This is a genomic window from Mycoplasma sp. 1199 (assembly GCF_034863365.1).
Taxonomy (GTDB): domain Bacteria; phylum Bacillota_I; class Bacilli_A; order Mycoplasmatales; family Metamycoplasmataceae; genus Mycoplasmopsis.
This window is the reverse complement of record NZ_JAYFFA010000003.1, coordinates 62,548-84,630: the sequence shown is the minus strand read 5'-3', so window position 1 is coordinate 84,630 and position 22,083 is coordinate 62,548. Positions and strand designations below refer to the sequence as shown.

The window sequence follows — 22,083 nt, the reverse complement described above, 5'->3', positions numbered from 1 at the left end:
ACACAATACATTTATTAAACAATTTTATATATATAAAATAGAAAGGAAATTACATGGCAAAATTAGATTTTGATCGTAGTAAAGAACACGTTAACGTTGGAACAATCGGACACGTTGACCATGGTAAAACAACTTTAACTGCTGCTATTGCTACAGTTTTAGCTAAAAAAGGATTATCAGAAGCTCGTGATTACGCTTCTATCGATAACGCACCAGAAGAAAGAGCACGTGGAATTACAATTAACACATCACACATCGAATACCAAACAGAAAAACGTCACTATGCACACGTTGACTGTCCTGGTCACGCTGACTATGTTAAAAACATGATTACAGGGGCAGCTCAAATGGATGGAGCTATCTTAGTTGTTGCTGCAACAGATGGGCCAATGCCTCAAACACGTGAACACATTCTTTTATCTAAACAAGTTGGGGTTCCTCGTATCGTTGTATTCTTAAACAAAGTAGATATGCTTGAAGGTGAAGAAGAAATGATCGAACTTGTTGAAATGGAAATCCGTGGACTTCTTTCAGAATACGGATTTGATGGAGACAATGCTCCAATCATTCGTGGATCAGCTCTTAAAGCATTAGAAGGTGATGCGAAATACGAAGAAAAAATTATGGAACTTATGGATTCAGTTGATTCATACATCCAAACACCTGTTAAAGAATTTGACAAACCATTCTTAATGGCTGTTGAAGACGTTTTCACAATTACAGGACGTGGAACAGTTGCTACAGGACGTGTAGAACGTGGAACACTTAAATTAAACGACGAAGTTGAAATCGTTGGATTAAAACCTACTAAGAAAACAGTTGTTACAGGAATCGAAATGTTCCGTAAAAACCTTAAAGAAGCACAAGCTGGAGATAACGCTGGATTATTACTTCGTGGAGTTAACCGTGATGAAGTTGAACGTGGACAAGTTTTAGCTAAACCAGGTTCAATCGTTCCTCACACAGAATTCGAAGCTGCTATTTACGTTCTTAAAAAAGAAGAAGGAGGACGTCACACTCCTTTCCTTAAAAACTACAAACCTCAATTCTACTTCCGTACAACAGACGTTACAGGGGGAATTGAATTCGAACCAGGACGTGAAATGGTTATGCCAGGGGAAAACGTTAACTTAAAAGTTAAATTAATCGCACCTATCGCTGTTGAAGAAGGAACAAAATTCTCAATCCGTGAAGGTGGACGTACAGTTGGTGCAGGAACAGTTACAAAAATTGTTAAATAATTTGACTAATTGTTTTTCACAAATAATTTTAAATACACAGATTTAGGTCTGTGTATTTTCTTTGCGTTTTTAACAAAAAAATCAACACCGTAGTGTTGAGGGTAAATTGTTTTATCTTCTTTTAACCAATATAACAATAACGTAATAAAGTAGTTGAGCTAATGAAATAAATAACTGAAATCCGTGTTGAATTCCTAAAGTGATTAATGATTTTCTACTCATATACTCGACATAATCAGCTGTTTTTCTAATTGAATATCATTGAAGAATCATAAATAATGAGATTAATGCAACCATTAAAATTCCGATTCATCAGTTAATGTTATCTCTTTGTCTAAAAGCAAAGAATGAAATTAAGAATGTAACTAATATTGCGAATGATAGAACTAGAATCATTACTATTAGTGATCTTACATTAATAATTTTTAACATTCCTAATATTCCGGTCAAGAATAATATTCCTACCGGTATAAGAATAACCGATGCTAATTGCAGTGATGCATACCTGATAATTTCTAATGCAGAGTTATCATATGTATATGATCCAAAACTAATTAATAATAAAGCTGTTCCAATTAAAATTCCATAGAATAATGAATAGAAGAAGAACTTGATGCTCGTGAGTATTAGATTTTGAGTTTCATTTTTCGGTTTTATAAAACTTAGAATCATAATTCCAATAAAAGGGACGATTATCATCATTATTAAAAATAAAAGTTGATAAAACCAATTTGACATTGAATTTAGTATTAGTAAATCAATTCACACAAAGAAGATTGATAATAATGATAATAAAAACAATCCACCAGTGCTTGTTAATAGTATAATTCCATAAAATAATTTTACAGAGCCTGATTTAACATCAGGAACTGCTTTAATAGTTTCTTGATTATTCATAATTTAAATTGTAATACATTATGAATTAAAATAAACTATATTAATAACTAATATACAAGGTATATAGGAGTAAAAATGAATGTAACTAAAAACTTATTAGATGGATTTAAGTCAAAATTTGAATCAAAATCAATCAATAAAATGATTCAAAACTCAATCATCAAAAATGGTATTAAGAATACAGTTTTTGATCATCAAACATTTATCAAACACGATCACGTTTTTGATATAGAAACAACATTAGGTGATATAACATCACAAAAAAATAGTGGAAGATGTTGAATTTTCGCTTCATTAAATATGGCTAGAGTAGAAGCTGCTAAAAATTTAAATGTAAGTAGCTTTGAGTTTTCACAAAACTACTTTGCTTTCTATGACAAAATTGAAAAAGCGAACACATTTTTAAATTATGCAATCCAAACAGCGAACTTACCATTAGAAAATAGAGAAGTTTATCACTTAATTAATAGAAATGTTGCTTCAGATGGTGGATACTGAGAATATTTTGTTAACTTACTTAAAAAATATGGTGCAGTTCCAAAATCAATTATGCCTGAAACATTCCATTCAGGAAATACAACAGATATGAATGAACAAATTGATAAGCATCTTAAAAATGGAATGAAGAAAATTAGAGAACTTGTTGCACAAAGTGCTGATAAGACACAAATTCAAGCAGTTAAAGAAGATGCGCTTTACAGAGTTTATGACATCGTTTCTAAATGTTTAGGAACACCAGTTACTGAGTTCACTTATGAATACAAAGATAAAGATAATAAGTATCACAAAATTGAAAACATAACTCCTGTAGAGTTTTTCGAAAAATATGTAGGAAAAGATTTTGACAAAAAAGTTAATCTAGTGCACGACCCCAGAAATCTTTATGACTATGGAACTAAATATGTTCTTAAATATCAAAAATCAGTTTATGAAGATCAAGATGTTGAAATGATTAATGTTCCATTAGATGTAATTAAGAGTGCTGTAATTGCTTCATTAAAAGATAACTTACCAGTTTGATTTGCTTGTGATGTCGATCCTTTCAAAGATAATAAATCAGGAATTTTTGACCCAAAACTTTATGATTTTGATTCAGTTTTTGAACCAATTAGTGACTTTAATAAAGAAGATAGAATTATCTACTTCAACTCAATGTTAAATCACGCGATGGCTTTTGTAGGTGTTAAGACAGAAAACGGTAAACCGATTGCTTGAAAAGTTGAAAACAGTTGAGGTGATGATTCTGGTAAAAAAGGTGTCTACTCAATGTCTGATGAATGATTTGATGAATACAACTTCTCAGTTATTGTAAATCCTAAATATGTTCCAGAAGAATATCTTAAAGCTGATAAATCAGTTGTTCTTGAGTTATGAGAACCATTTGCTTAATAGCAAAAAGTTAAATTTTTACATTAAAAACCAAAAAATTTCGCTTTTTTGGTTTTTATATTACAATTTATATACTTATTTAAGTCTATAAAGGAGAAATATGTCTAAAAGAGTTGTTATAGGTATGAGTGGTGGTGTTGATTCATCAGTTGCTGCTTATTTATTACAAAAGCAAGGTTATGAAGTAGTAGGATTATTTATGCGTAACTGAGATAGTATTGTTAATAATGATTTTCTTGGAAACAATGATCTTAAACAAGATATGTGTCCACAAGAAAGAGATTATATGGATGCTCAATCAGTTGCAAATTCATTAGGCATCAAACTTGAAAGAGTTGACTTTGTTAAAGAATATTGAGATAATGTTTTTGAAAACTTTATTGAAGAATTCAAAAAAGGAAGAACACCTAATCCGGACATTTTATGTAACAAGTACATAAAATTCAATGCTTTTGCTAACTATGCATTTAATGAACTTAAAGCAGACTATATTGCTATGGGACATTATGCAAATGTAATTGACGGTCACTTATACAGAGCAAAAGATCAAGATAAAGATCAAACTTACTTTTTAGCTCAATTAAGTCATGATCAACTTAAAAAAGTTATTATGCCACTTGCTGCATTAACTAAACCTGAAATTAGACAAATTGCTTCTGAGTTAGGTTTAATTACTGCAACTAAAAAAGATTCAACAGGAATTTGTTTCATTGGAGAAAGAAACTTTGGACAATTCTTGCAAAACTATATACCAGCACAAGATGGAGATATTGTAGATATTACAACAAATAAAGTTGTTGGAAGACATGTCGGATGTTTCTATTACACAATTGGACAAAGAAAAGGTTTAAATTTAGGTGGTATGGTTGAACCATATTATGTTTGTGGTCACGATGTGCAAAAAAATATTTTATATGTTGCACCTAACTCAAAACCTGAATACTTAATTTCAAATAATTTAATCGCTTCGGGATTAACCTTAAATAACAAAGATTTCAATCCTGATAATTTAACTGCTAAATTTAGATATAGACAAAAAGATATTAAAGTGTCCGTTGAATTTTTAGGCGATGATAAAATCAGAGTATTCTATCCTGAGGGTTCATCAGCTGTTACACCAGGTCAACAAGTTGCTTTATACGATGGAGACAAATGTATTGGTGGAGCAACAATTGATGAAGTTTATGATGATGAAACTAAAAAATGATACATATAAAAAATCATATGGGTGTTAAATTAACTCATATGATTTTTCTTATCTTAATTTCCAATTAATTGGTTTTTATTAACTACATTTAATTTAGGTGCAACTAGAACTGGAGTTTCACTTTGTGAAGAAATTGATGTTGCTCAAGATGAACCGATACTTTCTAAGTTAGGGAAGTTAAGTGCAGAAATTGTTCCGAATCCATTTGCAAATGTATTTGAAGCAATACCCTTAACATTTTCTCCTTGAATTGAGTTTATTTGGTTTGAGTTCTTGAATGCAGTTGTGTAAATAAATTCAACATCATCAGACAATGTAACATAAGGGTTATCAGATTTAAGTTTAATTAAAACTTTCCCTAACATCGCTTTTGTGCTTTCTTGATCGTTTAAGATGTTATAGTAATATGGTGTTCCTTGAAGTGCTGTAGCACCTATAGAAGTTAAGTTAGGTAAGTTTAAACTTGTTAAGTTTGATAATGATCCAAATGTTCCTTGATTTACTGATTTAATATTTTCTGCTGCTATACTTGTAATAACTTCATTAGCAGCTGCTGCTTCTGGGATTTTATTGTCAAATGAAAATGCAGAGTTGTAGATTTGTGTAATTGATGGGTCTAAAGTTATTTCAGTTTTATTATTGATATTTTTGTAACCAATTAAAACTGAACCTAATTTAATTTGCTCTTCATTTGAGTTTGAAATGTGGTCATAGTATCATTTTGAACCGAATAACGCATACTCACCTATGTTTTGAACATTTTGAACATCAAATGTTTCAAGTGCTGGAGTATCTGCAAATGCTTCATTTGCAATATAAACTTCAGGTGCTTGAATTGTTATTGATCTAATTGTACTGTGTTTAAACATTTCTTCCGAAATATGAACTGGTTGTGTTGAAGTAATTGTAACTGTATTGATATTTTCATTGTTCTTGAATAAACTATTTACAAAATAAAGCGGCTTATCTGAAGTTATTTGTACATCAGTTGCTTCACTATCCACAGATACATAAGTGTTCTCATTAAGTTTAATTTGTTTTTTAAAGCTTTCTGGAACTGTATTTGCAAATTCTGCTAACAATTGATGTCTAATTGCATTTTCTCCTAAATAAGTTGCTTTTGGTAAAAATACATTTCTAATATCTTCTGTATTTAATGAATCTTTTCCAATTTTTTCAACATATGGAGCATAAACATATGAAACTTTTTTATCCTTAAATGCTTCCTCCATAATTGCAGTGTAATTTTCATTTAAGAAAATAGGTATTTGTTTTTCTGGAATTTCGTATTTAAGCCCTAAAACAGTATTGTTTTGTTTCTTTAAAAAGAAATCGGTAAATTCATTAATGATTGACTTCAACATTGTTCTAGTTTCATCTTTTTGAAGAAACATAGCCCATACAATGTTAACTATTATGTTTTTTTCAATCTTTATGGTATCGTTATTAAGCATTTGACCGATTGTATATAAGTTCAAATTGGTATTACCCTTATGTTTATTATTTATTTCTTTTAAGAAAGTTAAGATTTCATCTTTCTTCTCAGTTCCTAATGAATCAAGCGTTTCAGGATTATTTATTACAGAATGTACTAATTCAGAAATATCAACAATTGTTTCTGCCATTCCGTAGGTTTCGATATGCAAGTTTCTTTCAGCTTGAATATCAGATTCCGGATTAGAATAATTCAAAAATGGAAAAAGAAGAGAATTATTTTGTGATGCTTTAACAGTTTTATCAGTATCATCGAAAGATTCATATAATTCTGTGATTGAAGCAAGAAAGAATTGTTTAACTTGCTCCTGATCCTTTAAATTTGTAAATAGATCATTTAAAGAATTTATATCCATTCTATTAAGTAAGATATATTTATCTCTAATAACCTTCATAACTATCGGGTACATGTTATCAAATGATGAGCTAGTCAATTTCAACGCATAAGAGGTTAAAGCAATCAGCTTATCTAGTTCAAAATCATCTAATTCTTTTATGTTGGCACTATTTAGCTTTTCGATTGAAGATTGATATTTTGAAGTCACATATTTTTTTGTCTTTTCAATTAATAAGATAACTTCATTTGTTAGAGGGATATTTGAAAAGGTGATTCCTTCAACCTCTTTTTTACCTTCTTCTAATGATTTGACATCTTGTAAGTTTTTTGCTATTTGGTCTTTAATTTTTAGAGCTTCCACGTAATTCTCAGAATTATCATTAATATCTGCATTTGTTAGCGATTTGACTAAATTGGCATAGTTATTGAAAAGATTTGGTGTAAGCGCCATTGTAGTATCGGTGAGTGATTTTGAGAAATCCAATAATTCCTCTTTTTTAGCAATTGTTTGAGCTATGTCACCTGGATTTGCAATCGGATTACCTGGTTTAGGTTCTTTAGGTGCTTCTTGAGAACATGCAATAGTTCCTGTTACTGATGAAATCGCACCAGTTAATGTTAATAATTTAAAAATATTTTTTGTTTTTAATTTCATATTTCTCCTAATTAATATAATTTTACACTTTATAGAATTTAACTTGGTTATTTTAATTAACTGAAATTAACAAAATTTTGTGCTAATTATTTTGAATTCAAATCTGTAATTAAAACTTTTAACGTAATGTACAAGATGTTTTAGTGATAAAAATGAAAATAAGGATATTGATTAAAACAAATTGAAAATTTAATCTGTTTAAAAATCTTTTTAATATAATTTAGTAATATTTTTACTTTTATTTCAAAGAAATAAAAGAACATAAGGAAGGTAAGTATGAATTCAAAACAAATTAGAGAATCATGATTAAAGTTTTTCGAATCTAAAGGACACTTTGTTGTTCCTTCAAAAAGTTTAATTCCTCAAAATGACCCATCATTACTTTGAATCAATAGTGGTGTCGCAACTTTAAAAGATTACTTTTCAGGTAAAAAAGAAGCTCCTGCAAAAAGATTAACTAACTCACAAAAAGCAATTAGAACAAATGACATCGAAAATGTTGGTATTACAGCTAGACATCATACATTCTTTGAAATGTTAGGAAACTTCTCAATTGGAGATTACTTTAAAAAAGAAGCTATTGATTTTGCTGTTGAGTTTCTATTAGATGTTCTAAAACTTGATAAAGACAGATTATATTTCACATACTACTATGAAGATTTAGAAACTAAAAATTACTGAATGGCTCACGGTTTTGACGAATCACACATGATACCAGGTGGAAAAGATACTAACTTCTGAGAAGTTGGTTCAGGTCCTTGTGGTCCTAACACAGAAATTTTCTATGATCGTGGTGAGAAGTATGATTCAAGAGGAATCGAGTTACTTAAAGAAGACATTGAAAATGACAGATACATTGAAATCTGAAACATTGTGTTTTCGACATATAACTCAAATGGTGAAGGTGAATATACAGAATTAAAGCAAAAAAATATTGATACTGGTGCTGGATTAGAAAGAATTGTCTCAATTATGCAAGATGCACCTACAAACTTTGATACTGACTTATTTTTACCTATTATTCACGAAATCGAGAAATTCACAAATTATAGATATGATACAAACAATTACTTTGTAAATGATAAAGATCAAACTTTAATGAACTCATATTTTAAAGTTATTGCTGATCACATGAGAACAGTAACTAATGCTATTGCTGATGGAGCTAAACCATCTAATGTTGGTAGAGGTTACATTTTAAGAAGATTAATTAGACGTAGTGTTTACAAAGCTATGCAATTAAATATTCACGAACCTTTCTTATACAAACTTGTTGATGTGATTAAAGAAACATTACCTTTTGAATATGATGTAAATCCAATTAAAAAAGTTATTGAAGATGAAGAATTAACTTTTGCTAAAACTATTGAAAACGGAAAACAAATTCTATCTGACTTTATTGTTGAAGATTTAAAAGTTTTCCCAGGAGACATTGCATTTAAATTATTCGAAACATATGGTTTTCCTGTTGAATTAACTGCAGAAATTTTAGCTCAACAAAATATCCAAATTGATTATGAAGCTTTTGAAGCAGCAAAACAAAAACACGCCGAAATGAGTAAAGGAATAAAAGTTTCAGGAATGGATAAAGTAATCAACTCATTAACTTTAATCAAATCAAAAGTTGATGAATTTATTGGTTATGAATACACAAAATCAGTTTCAAGCATTTTATACTTACTAGATACTGAAAAAGAAATTGAGCAAGCTAACGGAATTTCATATGTTGTGCTTGATAGAACTCCTTTTTATGCAACTAGTGGTGGACAAAAACACGATCGCGGTTACATAAAACAAGGTGCAAATACAATTTTAATCTTAGATGTTTTCAAAGATAAATTTGGAAACCACATTCACAAAGTTGAAGGAAAAATTGTTAAAAACTTACCTGTAGATTGCTTTGTTGACGAAACAATTAGACTAGGTCTTGAAAGAAACCACTCTGGAACACACTTATTATTCAGTGCACTTAGAAGTGTTTTAGGAAATCAAATTAAACAATTAGGTTCAAATAACAATGAAGAACGTTTAACATTTGATTTACCAGCTGATACAAGACCTACAAAAGAAGAAATTAGAGCAATCGAAAACTTAGTTCGTGAGTACATTAAGATGGATGCTGTAAGACATTACTTGAATATGACTACAGACCAAGCTAAAGAAATGGGTGCAATTATGACTCTTGAAGAACAAGAATATATGAACCCATTAAATGTAAGAATTGTTAAATTTGACAATATTACAGCTGACTTATGTGGAGGTACTCACTTATCAAATACAGCTAAATTAGAAAACTTCAAAATTACAAACGTTGATAAGAAAGCTGCTGGTGTATATAGAATTAGAGCTATTTCATCAAATGCTTTAGTTGATGAGTTTTTAGATGAAGAAATTGATAAATTAATTATTGAAGCAGAAAAATTAATTGACAAAAACACTAAGCTACAAGCTTCATACAACTTTGATTTAAATATTCCTACTGCAAAAGAAGAAGCAATTGATTACTTAGAAGAAACAATTGAAAAACTTAAAGAAGACAATAAGCGAATTCAAAAAGATTTACATAATTCATTTGAATTTGATTATGACTCAATTGAAGTTTTAACAATAAATGGAAACAAAGTTTACTTAAATCAAACAGTTGATAAATCAAACATTAAAACAGTAGCTTCTACATTAAGAGAAAAATACAATGACATTTTAGTTGTACTTACATCAAATGATGAAACTAATCCAATGATTGTTGTAGCTTCAAAAGAATACAATTCAAATGCTATTGCACAACAATTATTTGCAAAACTTAATGGACGTGGTGGAGGAAACGCTATCTTATCTATGGGTAAAGTCGCAACTGCTAATAACTTAATTGCTGCATTAGAAGAGATTACATGAGAAAAATAGGTCTAGATTTAGGAACTAAAAGTTGTGGAATTGCAATCACTGATGAAAGTGAAATCATTGCATCAGGATTAGAAAACTTTAAATTCGAAGAATATAAATTTACCCAAGCTCTTGACAGAATTAGCTACTACATTAATGAAGTTTATAAAAACAAAATTGATGGAATAGTGCTTGGTTACCCACTTAAAATTAGTGGAGATAAAAGTGATAGAACTTTAATGGTTGAAGATTTCAAAAAGCAACTTGAAGAAAAATTTAACTTACCTGTTTTATTGGTCAATGAACAATATTCAACTAAAAAAGCCCATGAGACTATGATTGAAGCCGGTTTAACTAGAAAGAAAAGAAAAGATCATAAAGATAAGCTTGCAGCACAAATCATACTTAATGATTATTTAGATTACTATAAACATAAATGAGGTAAATAATGAGCGAAACAACAAGAATGATTTTAATGGTATCTGCAATAGTTGTGTTTGTTTTAGGTATTGCTATTTACATTGGGTTAAATATTTACTCAAGAAAGATTCGTAAAAAATATTTAGCAAAAGCGCATGCTGAAGCGCTTGTTCAAATTGAATCTTTACGTAGTGAACTTGGTGTATTACCTTTTGATATTAAAGACTTCCTAAAATCAAAAGCAAACGATTTAGACATTGAAGGTATTATTAATACAATTTATCAAAATCATTATCAAAATTGTTTAATTATCGATGAAAAAGATATGTTCCCAATAGTTGCAATTGACTCAAAAACAAAATCAAATATTTATTATTTAAACTCAAGTTTAAATAAAGACTTATATGATAAAGTTAAAGAGAATTTTGGTAATGAAGCTGGTAAAGGAATAATAGAATATAAAGATCAAGAATTAGATTTTGTTGCGATTTTACGTACTGAGCAAGACGTAAATGACTTATATGATAAGTATGTTCACAAGATGCAAAAAGGTATGTGTATTATTAGTTTCGATAATGCAAAAAGATCTGAAATTAAAAGATTAATTTCATTACTTAGAATGTCTTCAATCCCATATGAAGTATCATTTTTAAGTTCTAAATTTCTTTTTATAGTAAAAAGATAAAATCAGACTAAAATAAAATATAATTAAATTAACTTTTCTCAAAATAACATAAGGAGAATGATTATGAACAATGAAGAATTAAAAGGTGTTGTTTACCTATCGCAAGAAACTTACGATAGATATAAAAAAGAATACGAACATTTAGTTAATGTTGAAAGACCTGCTGTTCAAGCTGCCTTAAAAGAAGCTAGAGCGCAAGGGGACTTATCAGAAAACGCTGAATATGATGCAGCTAGAGATAGACAAGGTGCTGTTGAAGGCAGAATTAGCGAATTAGAACAAATTTTAGATAATGCAAAAATTATTGAAGCTAAAGATGAGTCAACACAAAACACAGTTGGAATTGGTACAACAGTTCAATTTGTTAAAAAAGACACAAACCAAGTTAAAGAAGTTACAATTATGGGTACACACGATACAAACCCATTTGAAAATAAAATTTCAAACAAAAGTCCACTTGCAGTAGCAATGATGGGACATGTAGCTGGTGATGTTGTTGAAGTTGATGCACAAACAAAATACATGATTGAAATTTTAAGTGTTAAATTCAGTAATTAAGCTGAATTTTTCTTTTCTTAATTTATGGAACTACATAATTCAAAAAATCATAATTCTTGCTCTAATAAAGAATTAATATGAATTGCAAATTCAAATAAACAACAACAAACTAGACATAAACCCGATCAAAATCTTTTCACAATAAAAAACATAGCTTACTTAGCTATGTATATGGCAATTATTGTAATTTTAACTTTTACACCTTACACAGGGTATATTACGATTGGTGTTATATCAATAACAACTGTTCCAATTGTTATTTTAATTGCTTCAATTCATTTAGGTATGATTGGAACTTTATGAAGCACACTGTCATTTGGATTTTGATCTTGGATAGGTTCGATTGTTTTAGGGTACCCAATTTTCAATAACATCTTATATTCATTTGTTCCAAGAATCGCTTTAGCTTTATTTTTAGTAGGAGCATATTATTTATGCTTTAAAATAGGTAAATTCAATATATTCACAAGTACAATCTTTGCTTTCTTAATTTTTGCTGCCAATACATTATTTGTTTCGATTTTTATTTTTATCGGAATTCAATTCATAGGCATAAAAGAAGTATCATCACCATCGGTTTGATTAACATTAATTTGAGTAAATATGCTAGTTGAATGATGTGTTTTAGTAATAATTTCAATAGCAATTTATCCATTTTTAAAATGAGTTTATAAACAAAATGTGATTAATAAAGTTTCGTTGGGATATTAGATAAATTAGAGAGCTCGATGAGCTCTTTTTTACTTAACATTCAATAACTATTTATTTTTAATTATTTTATGGAATAGGTGATATTATTTAAATATTAAGAAAAGGAATCAAGAATGATATTAATGATTATTTATTATCTATCCTGACTGATAGATGGAAAAATGAGATTTATATGACATAAACTATTTGACATTATACGATTAATTGATTCAGGCACGAAAATACGTCCTGAAATTTTTGATTACTTAAAAGAAAAATTTCTTAAAAGATTGAAATTCGAACAGATATTATTAATCGTTTTTCTTGTAATCATCACAATATCGGCTATACACACAATTATTTCGATAATTTTGGCATGCATTTATTTTGCTAAAATAAATCCTATCACTAGTTTCTGTTTCTACACAGGATTGCCTGCTTCTATTATTTTACTATGTGAGGGTTCTTCACTTTTGGGCCTTTGAATATGAGGTAATCTAAAATCATATTTGGATGATTATATAAATTACTTAATACCAGAATATTCAAGTAAGAATGCAAGATTATCCAATGAAAATTTATATGATAATTTGATTCTAAATGCTCATTCCGAAGTTCATTTTTTAATAAATGAAAAGACAAAATTTAAAACAGTGTGACCTTCAGTTAGAGTGGACATATCTTCAGTGTTATTCCCTTGAATGCATATTAAAATTAAATTTTTAAAGAAATCAAAAACTAAGAAAATAGATATTTATTTAGCAATGTTATTATGTGGTGATGGTATGTGAAAACTTAGTAATATTGAATTAAAACCTGAAATGTTTTATTATGAATATAAAAGAACAATTCTTAATGAAAATATAAAACCACCAAAGCAAAAATTTGTATTGAGTCAAAATTATAAGACTAGAGAAATTGATATTTAAGTTTTTTACTTCTATGTAAATAATTGAGTCAAAAATTTTGACTCTTTTTTTAAAATTTATTTCTAATGAATGACTAATGTGAACTTCAAAAATATGATGAATGATTATTATTGAGTATTAATTTGTTTATATTTTTTCACATTTTGTGAAAAAATAAGAAGAAATATCAGTATTTTAAGTCATTTATTTTTCATAGTGATAGCATTAAAACATAAAAAGAATATTTAATTAATTAAAGGAGAAATAACTATGGAATCAAAATTCTTAAATGTTTTAAATATTGTTGGTTCAACACCATCTATGGTGATGCCTACAAATCAACCAATCACAGCAAGAGCTGTAAATGCAGAAACAAATGAAACAAACAATCCTGAAAAACTGGAGATGGAGGTGATTAAGGAAATAGACTCTTTTATTGCAGAGAATGAAAAATCAATTTCTGAAATATCTAATAAAGTTGTGGAAGATAGTAAAAAGCATTCAGCAAAGAAAACTGTTGAATTAATGGATGATTCTAAAATAGAAGATTTAATTCTTAGAAGTGCACAAAAACAAATTCAAAATAAAACAGGAAATAACATTCCTATTGAAGAAATAAAACAACAAGCATCTGTTTCAGGTTCAAAAAAACTTGATGAAGCAAAAGCTCAATTCAAGAAAGAAATGCATAAGAAATTAATAGATATAAAGAAAAATGAAAAGAAAACTAAAGGAGAAGTGAAAGAGTTTGAAAATAAAGTATCGTCGAAAATAATTAGAAAAGAAACAGATAGTGCATTAAATTTTGCGGTAAATATCGATGGAACTGTTAGTTCAAAAACACTTATATTTCAATATAAAGAATTAGAAAAACAATCTAAATATTTAAAGGATGTGGTTTTTGAAGAGTTAAAACACATTGAACGCCTTCAAGAGACCAAAGTTGCATTTTTAATAATTTCAATTACCGCTAGTGCAGTTGCTGCAGCCGCGACTATTGCATCATTTTTTACTTTAGGAACTCTTGCTCTTCTTTCAGCTATTTCAACAGGAGTAGCGGTCGCTGCAGGGATTGTCGTTTCTGCACTTGAGGGTGTTATTTCACACAGAAAATCTGTTTATAAAAAACTGGTAGATGTCTATGATTATATGTTCACTGAAAACGTTGCTGCAGGAGTGTGAAGCGCAAGTACATTGTGACCAACATTTGCTCAAAGTGTTGTTGAACTTAAGGAAGCTATATATGAATTAGCTTTTATAGGAACAGATAAAATTAGTAAATCAATAGGTTATTCTGTAAAGACCATATCACATGGCGCAAAATTCTTTTCGCTTGGTTCTTCAGCAATTTCACTGGCTTCAGGTGTTGTGGATTTAGTTGAAACAGGTAAAGACTTAGACGCAAATTTAAAAAAACAAAATGCTTTATTAGATAGAATTGCTGGATTTTCAAATCAAATGTCAAAAATGGAAAAAATTGAGTGAGTTGTAATTGATGAAACGAAATTAGATAAACCATATAATGAAGGTGGAAGAGGAGGAAAGAACCAATATTTCTTCAATTTGAAAACAAAGCAAACAAGGCATTTATCACACTTTCTAAATATGTCTAGACAAGAATTGGCTATGAATGGATTTATAAAAGTTAAATCAAAAACTCGCGGTCAATATATTAAGAGAATTCCAAATAAAACTAAAGAGGATAATCTAGGTTAATTTTTTTATTAATACTAGATAAGTTATGATATTTGCATTATTATTATTCCTATCAAAACTTTTTCAACCAAGACTGAGACTTGCTGAATATAAACTTTATGTTGTTATAAAGCTTGTGGATTCAGGTTTTAAATTAAGAGATGAATTATTTGATTATTTGACAATAATTTTTAAAAAGAGATTAAAATTCGAAGTAATCTATGAGAGAATCTTTTATATTTTAATATCATTATCAGTTTTGTATTTGATTCCTGCGTGTATTGTATTATTTGCTTTGAACAGGGTTTATGTAAATTTATCTGATTCATTATCTATGTTTTTAGTATCAAATTGTGGTTTTAGTATTGGTTTCCTAGTAAGTAGTAGTATTTTTATGTTTGTATTTAAAAAATATGGAGTAATAAGAGAACGTTGAGAATATTTTCTGAGAGAAGTAGAGATATATCGTGATAAATCAAAATCATTACCTGACGATAATTTTTATGATAATAGATTTAAAAATCCTGATCATAAAATGCAATTTCTATTAAATGAAAAAGTGAGATTAAAAACAGTATGATATTCTGTCAAATACAATATAAATGCATCTCTTTATCCATGAATGCACCTTAGATTAAGTTTTCTAAAGAAATCAAAAACAAGAAAAATGGATGTTTATTTGGCTCTGTTATTTTGTGATGATGGATTATGAAAATTAGGGAAAATAGAATTAAAACCTGAGATGTTCCATTATGAGTATAAGAGATCTGTGCTTGCTGAGAAAATTAAACTTCCAAAACGAAAATTTACATTAGCAAATAACTACAAACAAGATTATGATTTTTAGTTTAATTTTATATCTAAAAAACGTTAAAAATAAATTGTGTAAAACTTTATTTTTAACTAAATATTCATACAATAATTATTAACCTGAAAATTACTTTTTCAACACACACATAGTGTTAAAAGTCAAAAAGACCCATTCAACTCATAAAAGTTAATAGGTCTTTTTTATTTTATAAATAAAAAAGTATAATTGAACTTATGAAAAGTTGAAAACAATTATTAGACTTCAAAACGTCAGAAATGCGTATTGCTGAGAAAGCTTTAAAGAAAATTAATCAGCTTGAAAGCATAGTTTCTAAGTTTACAGATGAAGAACTTAAATCTAAAACAGAATACTTTAAAAAGCTATTAGAAAAAGGTCATTCATTGGAAGACATTCGTAATGATGCTTTTGCAGTAGCTAGAGAAGCAACAAAGAGAGTTTTAGGTAAAAGACCTTATGACGTTCAAATATTAGGTGGATTACTTTTAGATTTAGGTTCAGTAGCTGAAATGAAAACTGGTGAAGGTAAAACAATTACATCTATTGCTCCGGTTTACTTGAATGCTCTTTTAGGTAAAGGTGCGATTGTATCTACAGTTAACGAATACTTAACTGAACGTGATGCAACTGAAATGGGTGCTGTGTTTAATTTCTTAGGACTTACTGTTGGGATTAATAAAGCACAAATGAATGAAGATGATAAAAGAAGAGCTTATGCAGCTGATATTACTTATTCAGTTCACTCTGAACTTGGGTTCGATTACTTAAGAGATAATATGGTCTCAAATAAGAATAACAAAGTTCAAAGAGGACTTCAGTTCTGTTTAATCGATGAGGTTGACTCAATCTTAATCGATGAAGCTAAAACACCTCTTATCATTTCAGGTGGAGAAAAAGATGATACAGCAGCTTACTTTGCTGCTGACCAATTCGTTAGAACTCTTGGTCCTGAAGATTACATAATTGATGAAGAGTCAAAAGCTGTAGCACTAACACACTCAGGGATTGCTAAAGCTAATGAGTTTTACAAAACTGATGGACTTTATAAAATTGAAAACTCTGAAAATGTTCACTTAATCCAAAATGCTTTAAGAGCACATAAAATTATGCGTATTGATGTTGAGTACATTGTCCGTGAAGGAAAAATCGAATTAGTTGATGCATTCACTGGTCGTATAATGGATGGACGTAGCTATTCAGAAGGGCTTCAACAAGCTATCCAAGCCAAAGAAATGGTTGAAGTTGAACCTGAAACAAAAACTTTAGCAACCATTACTTATCAAAACTTTTTCAGAATGTTCAAAAAGCTTTGTGGAATGACCGGTACAGGAAAAACTGAAGAGCAAGAATTCATTGATATCTACAATATGAGAGTTAATGTTGTTCCTACAAATAAACCAATTGTTCGTGTGGATGAACCTGATTCAATTTTTGCAACTGCTAAAGCAAAATGAAATGCAGTTGCTGACAAAATTGAAGAACTTTACAAAAAAGGTCAGCCAGTTTTAGTTGGTACTGCTCAAATTGAAGATTCAGAAGTAATTCATAGACTTTTAACACATAGAGCAATTCCTCATAGAGTTTTAAATGCTAAACAAAATGCATCTGAAGCTGAAATTATTTCGCATGCTGGTGAAGTTAAATCAGTTACTATTGCCACAAACATGGCTGGTCGTGGAACTGACATTAAGCCCACACCTCAAGCCTTAGAACTTGGTGGATTATACGTTTTAGGAACAGATAAAGCTGAATCAAGAAGAATTGATAACCAGCTAAGAGGGCGTTCAGGACGTCAAGGAGATGTTGGTACAAGTAAATTCTTTATTTCTATTGATGATCAATTAATGCAACGTTTTGCAAACTATGAAAGTTTCAGAGAAGCTTACTCAAAAGATGGTGACAAAGAAGTTACTAATAAACAACTTAGATTTGCTTTCAATCACGCTCAAAAGAAAATTGAAGGTTTCAACTATGACTCACGTAAATCAGTTTTAAATTATGACGACGTTATTAGACAACAACGTGACTTAATTTATGCGCAACGTGATTTAATCTTATACAGCAGTGACATAGTGTTTATCGTTCAAAGAATGATAGCATCTGCTGCTAGAACGATTGTTAGAAGTGGTGAATATAGATTGCATAATAATGTTTATCATTATGAAGCTCTTGTAGACTTTTTAAATGAAAACATTGGTAAATTCATTAAATTCCACTTTGATATTAATGACATTTCAAAAGTTCACGAAACAGATTTACCAGAATATATTGCTAACATTATTCTTTCAATTTATCAAGATTGAGAAAAGAATGCAATAGAAAACACTTCAGAAGAAGAGTTAATAAGACACTTAAGAGCACTTATTTTAGGTACATTAGATGAAAAATGACAAAGTCATATCAACTTAATGGACAAATTACGTTCAAACGTTAACTTAGCTCAATATTCACAAAAGAACCCCTACCAAATTTATACAGAGGAAGGGACAAAAGCTTTCTACAAAATGATTGATGATATTGCTTATGGAGTGCTTTTAAAAGTCTTCTCAGACAGAATTGGAATGAAGACATTATTCACAAAACAAATGAAAGCTGACCCAATATTCCAACAAATTCTTTCATCATTCAGAATTGATCCATACAAATCAATTGAAGAGCAAGAAAGAGTTGTTATTGAAACTTACGAGTTAATTAAGAAAAGAATGGAAGAGCTAGAGCAACAAAAGAAAGCTGAGCAAGAAAAATTAGCTCAAGCAGCTAGTGAACCAATTGAAGTTCCGGTTGAAAATCAACTACAAAATCAAGAAGTGGTTAGATTAGATGAAAAACCAAAAAAAGTTAAAAAACAAAGTAATAAAACTAATAAAAATATTGCTATAAATCTTGATAATAAACTTTATAATTGTAGTAATATTGCTTATATTAAAGATAATGAACATAAAATTAGTCGTTCAGTAGCTCTTGCACCAAAAAGAAGACAACCACAAAGACCAAGGCTAAATATCAATGTTTATGTAAAACATAAATAAAAATTGTTCAAAATCATAAATTTATTAAATCTAAATAGTTTGAAATAAAAGGAGATCCTTATGGCACAAGTAGAATTAGAAGTTAAATTAGATGGAAATTGTAAAGTATGTAAATCACCAAGAATTCAATGTGTTTGTTTATCATGTCCTTGTTTAGGTGGAAAATACCACGTTGAACAAATGACAATTGTTGAAGAAGTTAAAAATGAAGAAGCATTAGTAGAAGAAACTGTAGTTGAAGAAGAACAACCAGTAGAAGAAAAAGAAACAGTTGTATATTCAGAAGTAAAAGAAGAACCTAAAGAAGAATACGTTTATGTTGAATCGGACTTAACACGTGAAGAAAATATCATAGAACCTGTTGGTGGACATAGATGTGGTGGACACTGCTTAGCAAACAGAAACGCTAATATGGTTAAAAGAGAAGCAGAAGTTGTTTACAGCTCATCAGCATTAGCTAAAGAAGAATGCGGATGTGAAGAAGAAAAACAAACATGCTGTGAAGGTGAATGTAACTGTGAACAAGTTGAAGAAAGAGTAGAAGTAGCAGTTAGAGAAGTTACAGAACAAGTAGTTGAAGAAGTTATTGTTCAAAACTACTACACATTACACCCAGTTGCAAACAAATTCAGAGAATACAGTGAAGAAGTTATTACAGAATTCAAAAAATAATTTATCTTTCACATAGCAAATTTGCTATGTGATTTTTATTTTTATGGTATTATTTTTAGGAGCCGACATCGAAGTGAAAACTTAGATGTGTACTGCCTTCAATTTGAAGGTTTTTTTATTCAAAATAATATAAAATATATAAATCATTAATTTTATATTGTTAATTAAAACAAAGGAGCTAAATATGATTGAAGTTCAAAATTTAAGCAAGATTTTTAGTGATAAAAAATTATTTGAAAACGTAAACTTAAAATTCACAGAAGGTAACACTTATGGAATTATTGGTGCTAATGGTGCTGGTAAGTCAACATTTTTAAAAATAGTTGCAGGTGACATTGAGCCATCAGGTGGAAATATTGTTATCGAGAAAAACAAACGTATTTCTGTATTAAGCCAGGATCATAATGCATATGATGATTACAATGTTACTGAAGTTGTAATTATGGGGAACACTGATTTATACAAAATCAAAGAAGAAAAAGATGCAATTTATATGAACCCTGATGCAACTGATAAAGATTATGAAAGAGCAGCCGATTTAGAAGAAAAATATGGTATGTTAGGTGGATGAACAGCAGAAAATGATGCGCAAGAACTTTTAAGTAACTTACATATACCTAAAGAAAAATGAGAAGCTCCAATGAGAGAGCTTACAGCTAATCAAAAAATCAAGGTTCTTTTAGCTAAAGCATTATTTGGAAATCCTGATATTTTAATTATGGATGAGCCAACTAACCACTTAGACCTTAGAAGTATTAGATGACTTGAAAACTTCTTGATTGACTACCCTAACGTTGTTATTGTAGTTAGCCACGACAGTGACTTCTTAGATGCTATCTGTACACATATTGTTGACATTGATTACAATGAAGCAAAAATTTACACAGGTAACTATTCATTCTGAAAACAAAGTTCAGAGTTAGCTAGAGAAATGATGAAGCAATCAAATCTTAAAAAAGAAGCACAAATCGAAAAACTTAAAGAATTCATCGCACGTTTCAGTGCTAATGCATCTAAATCAAGACAAGCTACATCACGTAAGAAAGCTCTTGAAAAAATTTCACTTGATGAAATTAAACCTTCAAATAGAAAATATCCATTCGTTCGTTGAGAAATGAACCGTGATCACGGTAAACAAATTTTAAATGTTGAAGGTTTAACATACAAAAATGATAAAGGTGAAACTTTATTTGAAAACGTATCATTCTCACTGAAACCAGGTGAAAAAATGGTTATTGTTGGAGAAGATGACATTGCTAAAACAAAATTATTAGAATGTTTACTTGGAATTAATAAACCAACTTCAGGAACAGTTGAATGAGGACAAACAATTACACCTTCATACTTCCCTAATGAAAATAGCAAATACTTTGATACAGATGAAAACATTCTTGAATGAATTTCTAAGTGACCACTTGAAAATAAAGAAAAAGAAAACAGAGAAAATGATGATGCTAGAATGCGTGGTTTCTTAGGTCGTATGTTATTTAGCAATGATTCAGTATTCAAAAAAGTTAAAGTAACTAGTGGGGGAGAAAAAGCTAGATTAATGTTCTCAAGAATGATGCTTCTTGAATCTAACTTTATCATCTTAGACCAACCATTAGATCACTTAGATGCTGAAAGTATTGACTCAGTTATTGAAGGTGTTAAAAACTTCAAGGGTGGAGCAATTTTCACAACATATAACAGAGCATTTGTTAACCAATGCGCCGATGTTATTTTAGAACTTCAATCACCTACAAAGAGCTTCTTATTTAGAGGTTCTCTTGAAGAATATGAAGAAATTATGCAAGATAACTAATTATGAATAGATTTTTTGTAACAGAGAAAAACAATGACTCTTTTGTTTTATCAAAAGAAACATTAAAACATCTTCAAGTTATCAGAATAAACACAAAACCTTTTATTTGTGTTTATAATGAAGAATTTTATGAATGTGTATTAGATAATAATGCAGCGAAAATAATTAAAAAAATAGAACAAAATCACGAACATAAATATGAAGTTGTTCTTGCAATGGCTGTAATTAAGTTAGATCGTTTTGAATGAGCACTACAAAAAGCTACAGAACTTGGAGTTACAAAAATAATTCCACTAAAAACTCAATACACAAATCATGACTTGCTTAAATTTAATAAATTTAGCTCAAAATATGAAAGATTTAAAACTATTTTGCAAAATGCAGCTGAGCAATCATTTAGAAATAAAATTCCAGTTTTAACCGAATTAATGACATTAAAACAAGTGTTAAAACTGCCGATTCAAAATAAATATATAGCGCATGAAAAAATTGATATTTCATCAAATTTACCACAACCAATTGATAGTGATGTTATTTTCTTAGTTGGACCTGAAGGTGGTTTTTCAGATGAAGAAATCAATTTAGCTGCAAAAAATAATGTAAAAGTTGTTTCATTAGGTTCAAGAATTTTAAGAGCAGAAACAGCAGCAATTTTCATGTTATCGCAAATGAAAATTGATTAATAAAATTAAT

The 22,083-nt window shown here is 29.3% G+C and carries 17 protein-coding genes; 15 read left to right on the top strand and 2 right to left on the bottom strand.

Going from position 1 to position 22,083, the window contains the following annotated elements; genetic code table 4:
- Nucleotides 1-53: 53 nt before the first annotated feature.
- A complete protein-coding gene (gene tuf / locus VBM89_RS02265) occupies nucleotides 54-1,241 on the top strand; it encodes an elongation factor Tu (protein WP_257089347.1) in 1,188 nt (395 codons plus the stop codon).
- Nucleotides 1,242-1,352: 111 nt separating this feature from the next.
- On the opposite strand, the gene VBM89_RS02260 is transcribed toward tuf, so the two are convergent.
- A complete protein-coding gene (locus VBM89_RS02260) occupies nucleotides 1,353-2,138 on the bottom strand; it encodes an MAG0110 family membrane protein (RefSeq protein ID WP_323188662.1) in 786 nt (261 codons plus the stop codon).
- Between the two features lie 75 nt (nucleotides 2,139-2,213).
- Here VBM89_RS02260 and VBM89_RS02255 point away from each other — a divergent pair, with 75 nt between their 5' ends.
- Nucleotides 2,214-3,527 carry a C1 family peptidase gene (locus tag VBM89_RS02255; protein ID WP_323188661.1) on the top strand — a complete coding sequence of 438 codons (1,314 nt, stop codon included), beginning with the start codon at nucleotides 2,214-2,216 and terminating at the stop codon, nucleotides 3,525-3,527.
- A gap of 100 nt (nucleotides 3,528-3,627) precedes the next feature.
- A complete protein-coding gene (gene mnmA, locus VBM89_RS02250) occupies nucleotides 3,628-4,743 on the top strand; it encodes a tRNA 2-thiouridine(34) synthase MnmA (RefSeq protein WP_323188660.1) in 1,116 nt (371 codons plus the stop codon).
- 44 nt (nucleotides 4,744-4,787) lie between these two features.
- Here the strand turns inward: mnmA and VBM89_RS02245 are convergent, their stop codons facing one another.
- Entirely contained in the window at nucleotides 4,788-7,220 is a 2,433-nt protein-coding gene (locus VBM89_RS02245; RefSeq protein WP_323188659.1) for a leucine-rich repeat protein, read from the bottom strand.
- 276 nt (nucleotides 7,221-7,496) lie between these two features.
- Between VBM89_RS02245 and alaS the strand changes: the two genes are divergently transcribed.
- From alaS to VBM89_RS02185, 12 genes are all read left to right on the top strand, one after another.
- Nucleotides 7,497-10,121: an alanine--tRNA ligase gene (gene alaS, locus VBM89_RS02240; RefSeq protein WP_323188658.1), complete on the top strand. Its 2,625-nt coding sequence runs from the start codon at nucleotides 7,497-7,499 to the stop codon at nucleotides 10,119-10,121.
- The gene (ruvX, locus tag VBM89_RS02235) at nucleotides 10,109-10,549 is read left to right on the top strand and encodes a Holliday junction resolvase RuvX (protein ID WP_323176663.1); all 441 of its coding nucleotides are present in this window, start codon (nucleotides 10,109-10,111) and stop codon (nucleotides 10,547-10,549) included. Before alaS ends, ruvX begins: the two co-directional genes overlap by 13 nt.
- Nucleotides 10,549-11,205, top strand: a complete 657-nt coding sequence (locus VBM89_RS02230) for a BC85_0335 family putative methyltransferase (RefSeq protein WP_323177660.1) — start codon at nucleotides 10,549-10,551, stop codon at nucleotides 11,203-11,205. Before ruvX ends, VBM89_RS02230 begins: the two co-directional genes overlap by 1 nt.
- A 63-nt stretch (nucleotides 11,206-11,268) precedes the next feature.
- Complete coding sequence (greA, locus tag VBM89_RS02225) at nucleotides 11,269-11,763, top strand: transcription elongation factor GreA (protein ID WP_257089363.1); 495 nt, start codon at nucleotides 11,269-11,271, stop codon at nucleotides 11,761-11,763.
- 24 nt (nucleotides 11,764-11,787) lie between these two features.
- Complete coding sequence (locus VBM89_RS02220; RefSeq protein WP_323177659.1) at nucleotides 11,788-12,474, top strand: hypothetical protein; 687 nt, start codon at nucleotides 11,788-11,790, stop codon at nucleotides 12,472-12,474.
- A 113-nt stretch (nucleotides 12,475-12,587) separates the two neighbouring features.
- Nucleotides 12,588-13,382 carry a hypothetical protein gene (locus VBM89_RS02215; protein ID WP_323177658.1) on the top strand — a complete coding sequence of 265 codons (795 nt, stop codon included), beginning with the start codon at nucleotides 12,588-12,590 and terminating at the stop codon, nucleotides 13,380-13,382.
- 249 nt (nucleotides 13,383-13,631) lie between these two features.
- Nucleotides 13,632-15,077 carry a hypothetical protein gene (locus VBM89_RS02210; protein WP_323177657.1) on the top strand — a complete coding sequence of 482 codons (1,446 nt, stop codon included), beginning with the start codon at nucleotides 13,632-13,634 and terminating at the stop codon, nucleotides 15,075-15,077.
- Between the two features lie 25 nt (nucleotides 15,078-15,102).
- Nucleotides 15,103-15,903, top strand: coding sequence for a hypothetical protein (locus VBM89_RS02205; protein ID WP_323177656.1), 801 nt, complete (start codon nucleotides 15,103-15,105; stop codon nucleotides 15,901-15,903).
- Nucleotides 15,904-16,100: 197 nt separating this feature from the next.
- A complete protein-coding gene (gene secA / locus VBM89_RS02200; protein WP_323188657.1) occupies nucleotides 16,101-18,914 on the top strand; it encodes a preprotein translocase subunit SecA in 2,814 nt (937 codons plus the stop codon).
- Nucleotides 18,915-18,974: 60 nt separating this feature from the next.
- Nucleotides 18,975-19,586, top strand: a complete 612-nt coding sequence (locus tag VBM89_RS02195; RefSeq protein ID WP_323177654.1) for a hypothetical protein — start codon at nucleotides 18,975-18,977, stop codon at nucleotides 19,584-19,586.
- Between the two features lie 184 nt (nucleotides 19,587-19,770).
- Nucleotides 19,771-21,390 (top strand): ABC-F family ATP-binding cassette domain-containing protein, encoded by a 1,620-nt coding sequence (locus VBM89_RS02190; RefSeq protein WP_323176657.1) that lies wholly within the window; start codon nucleotides 19,771-19,773, stop codon nucleotides 21,388-21,390.
- A gap of 2 nt (nucleotides 21,391-21,392) precedes the next feature.
- Nucleotides 21,393-22,073 (top strand): 16S rRNA (uracil(1498)-N(3))-methyltransferase, encoded by a 681-nt coding sequence (locus VBM89_RS02185; RefSeq protein ID WP_323188656.1) that lies wholly within the window; start codon nucleotides 21,393-21,395, stop codon nucleotides 22,071-22,073.
- The last annotated feature ends 10 nt before the right edge of the window (nucleotides 22,074-22,083 follow it).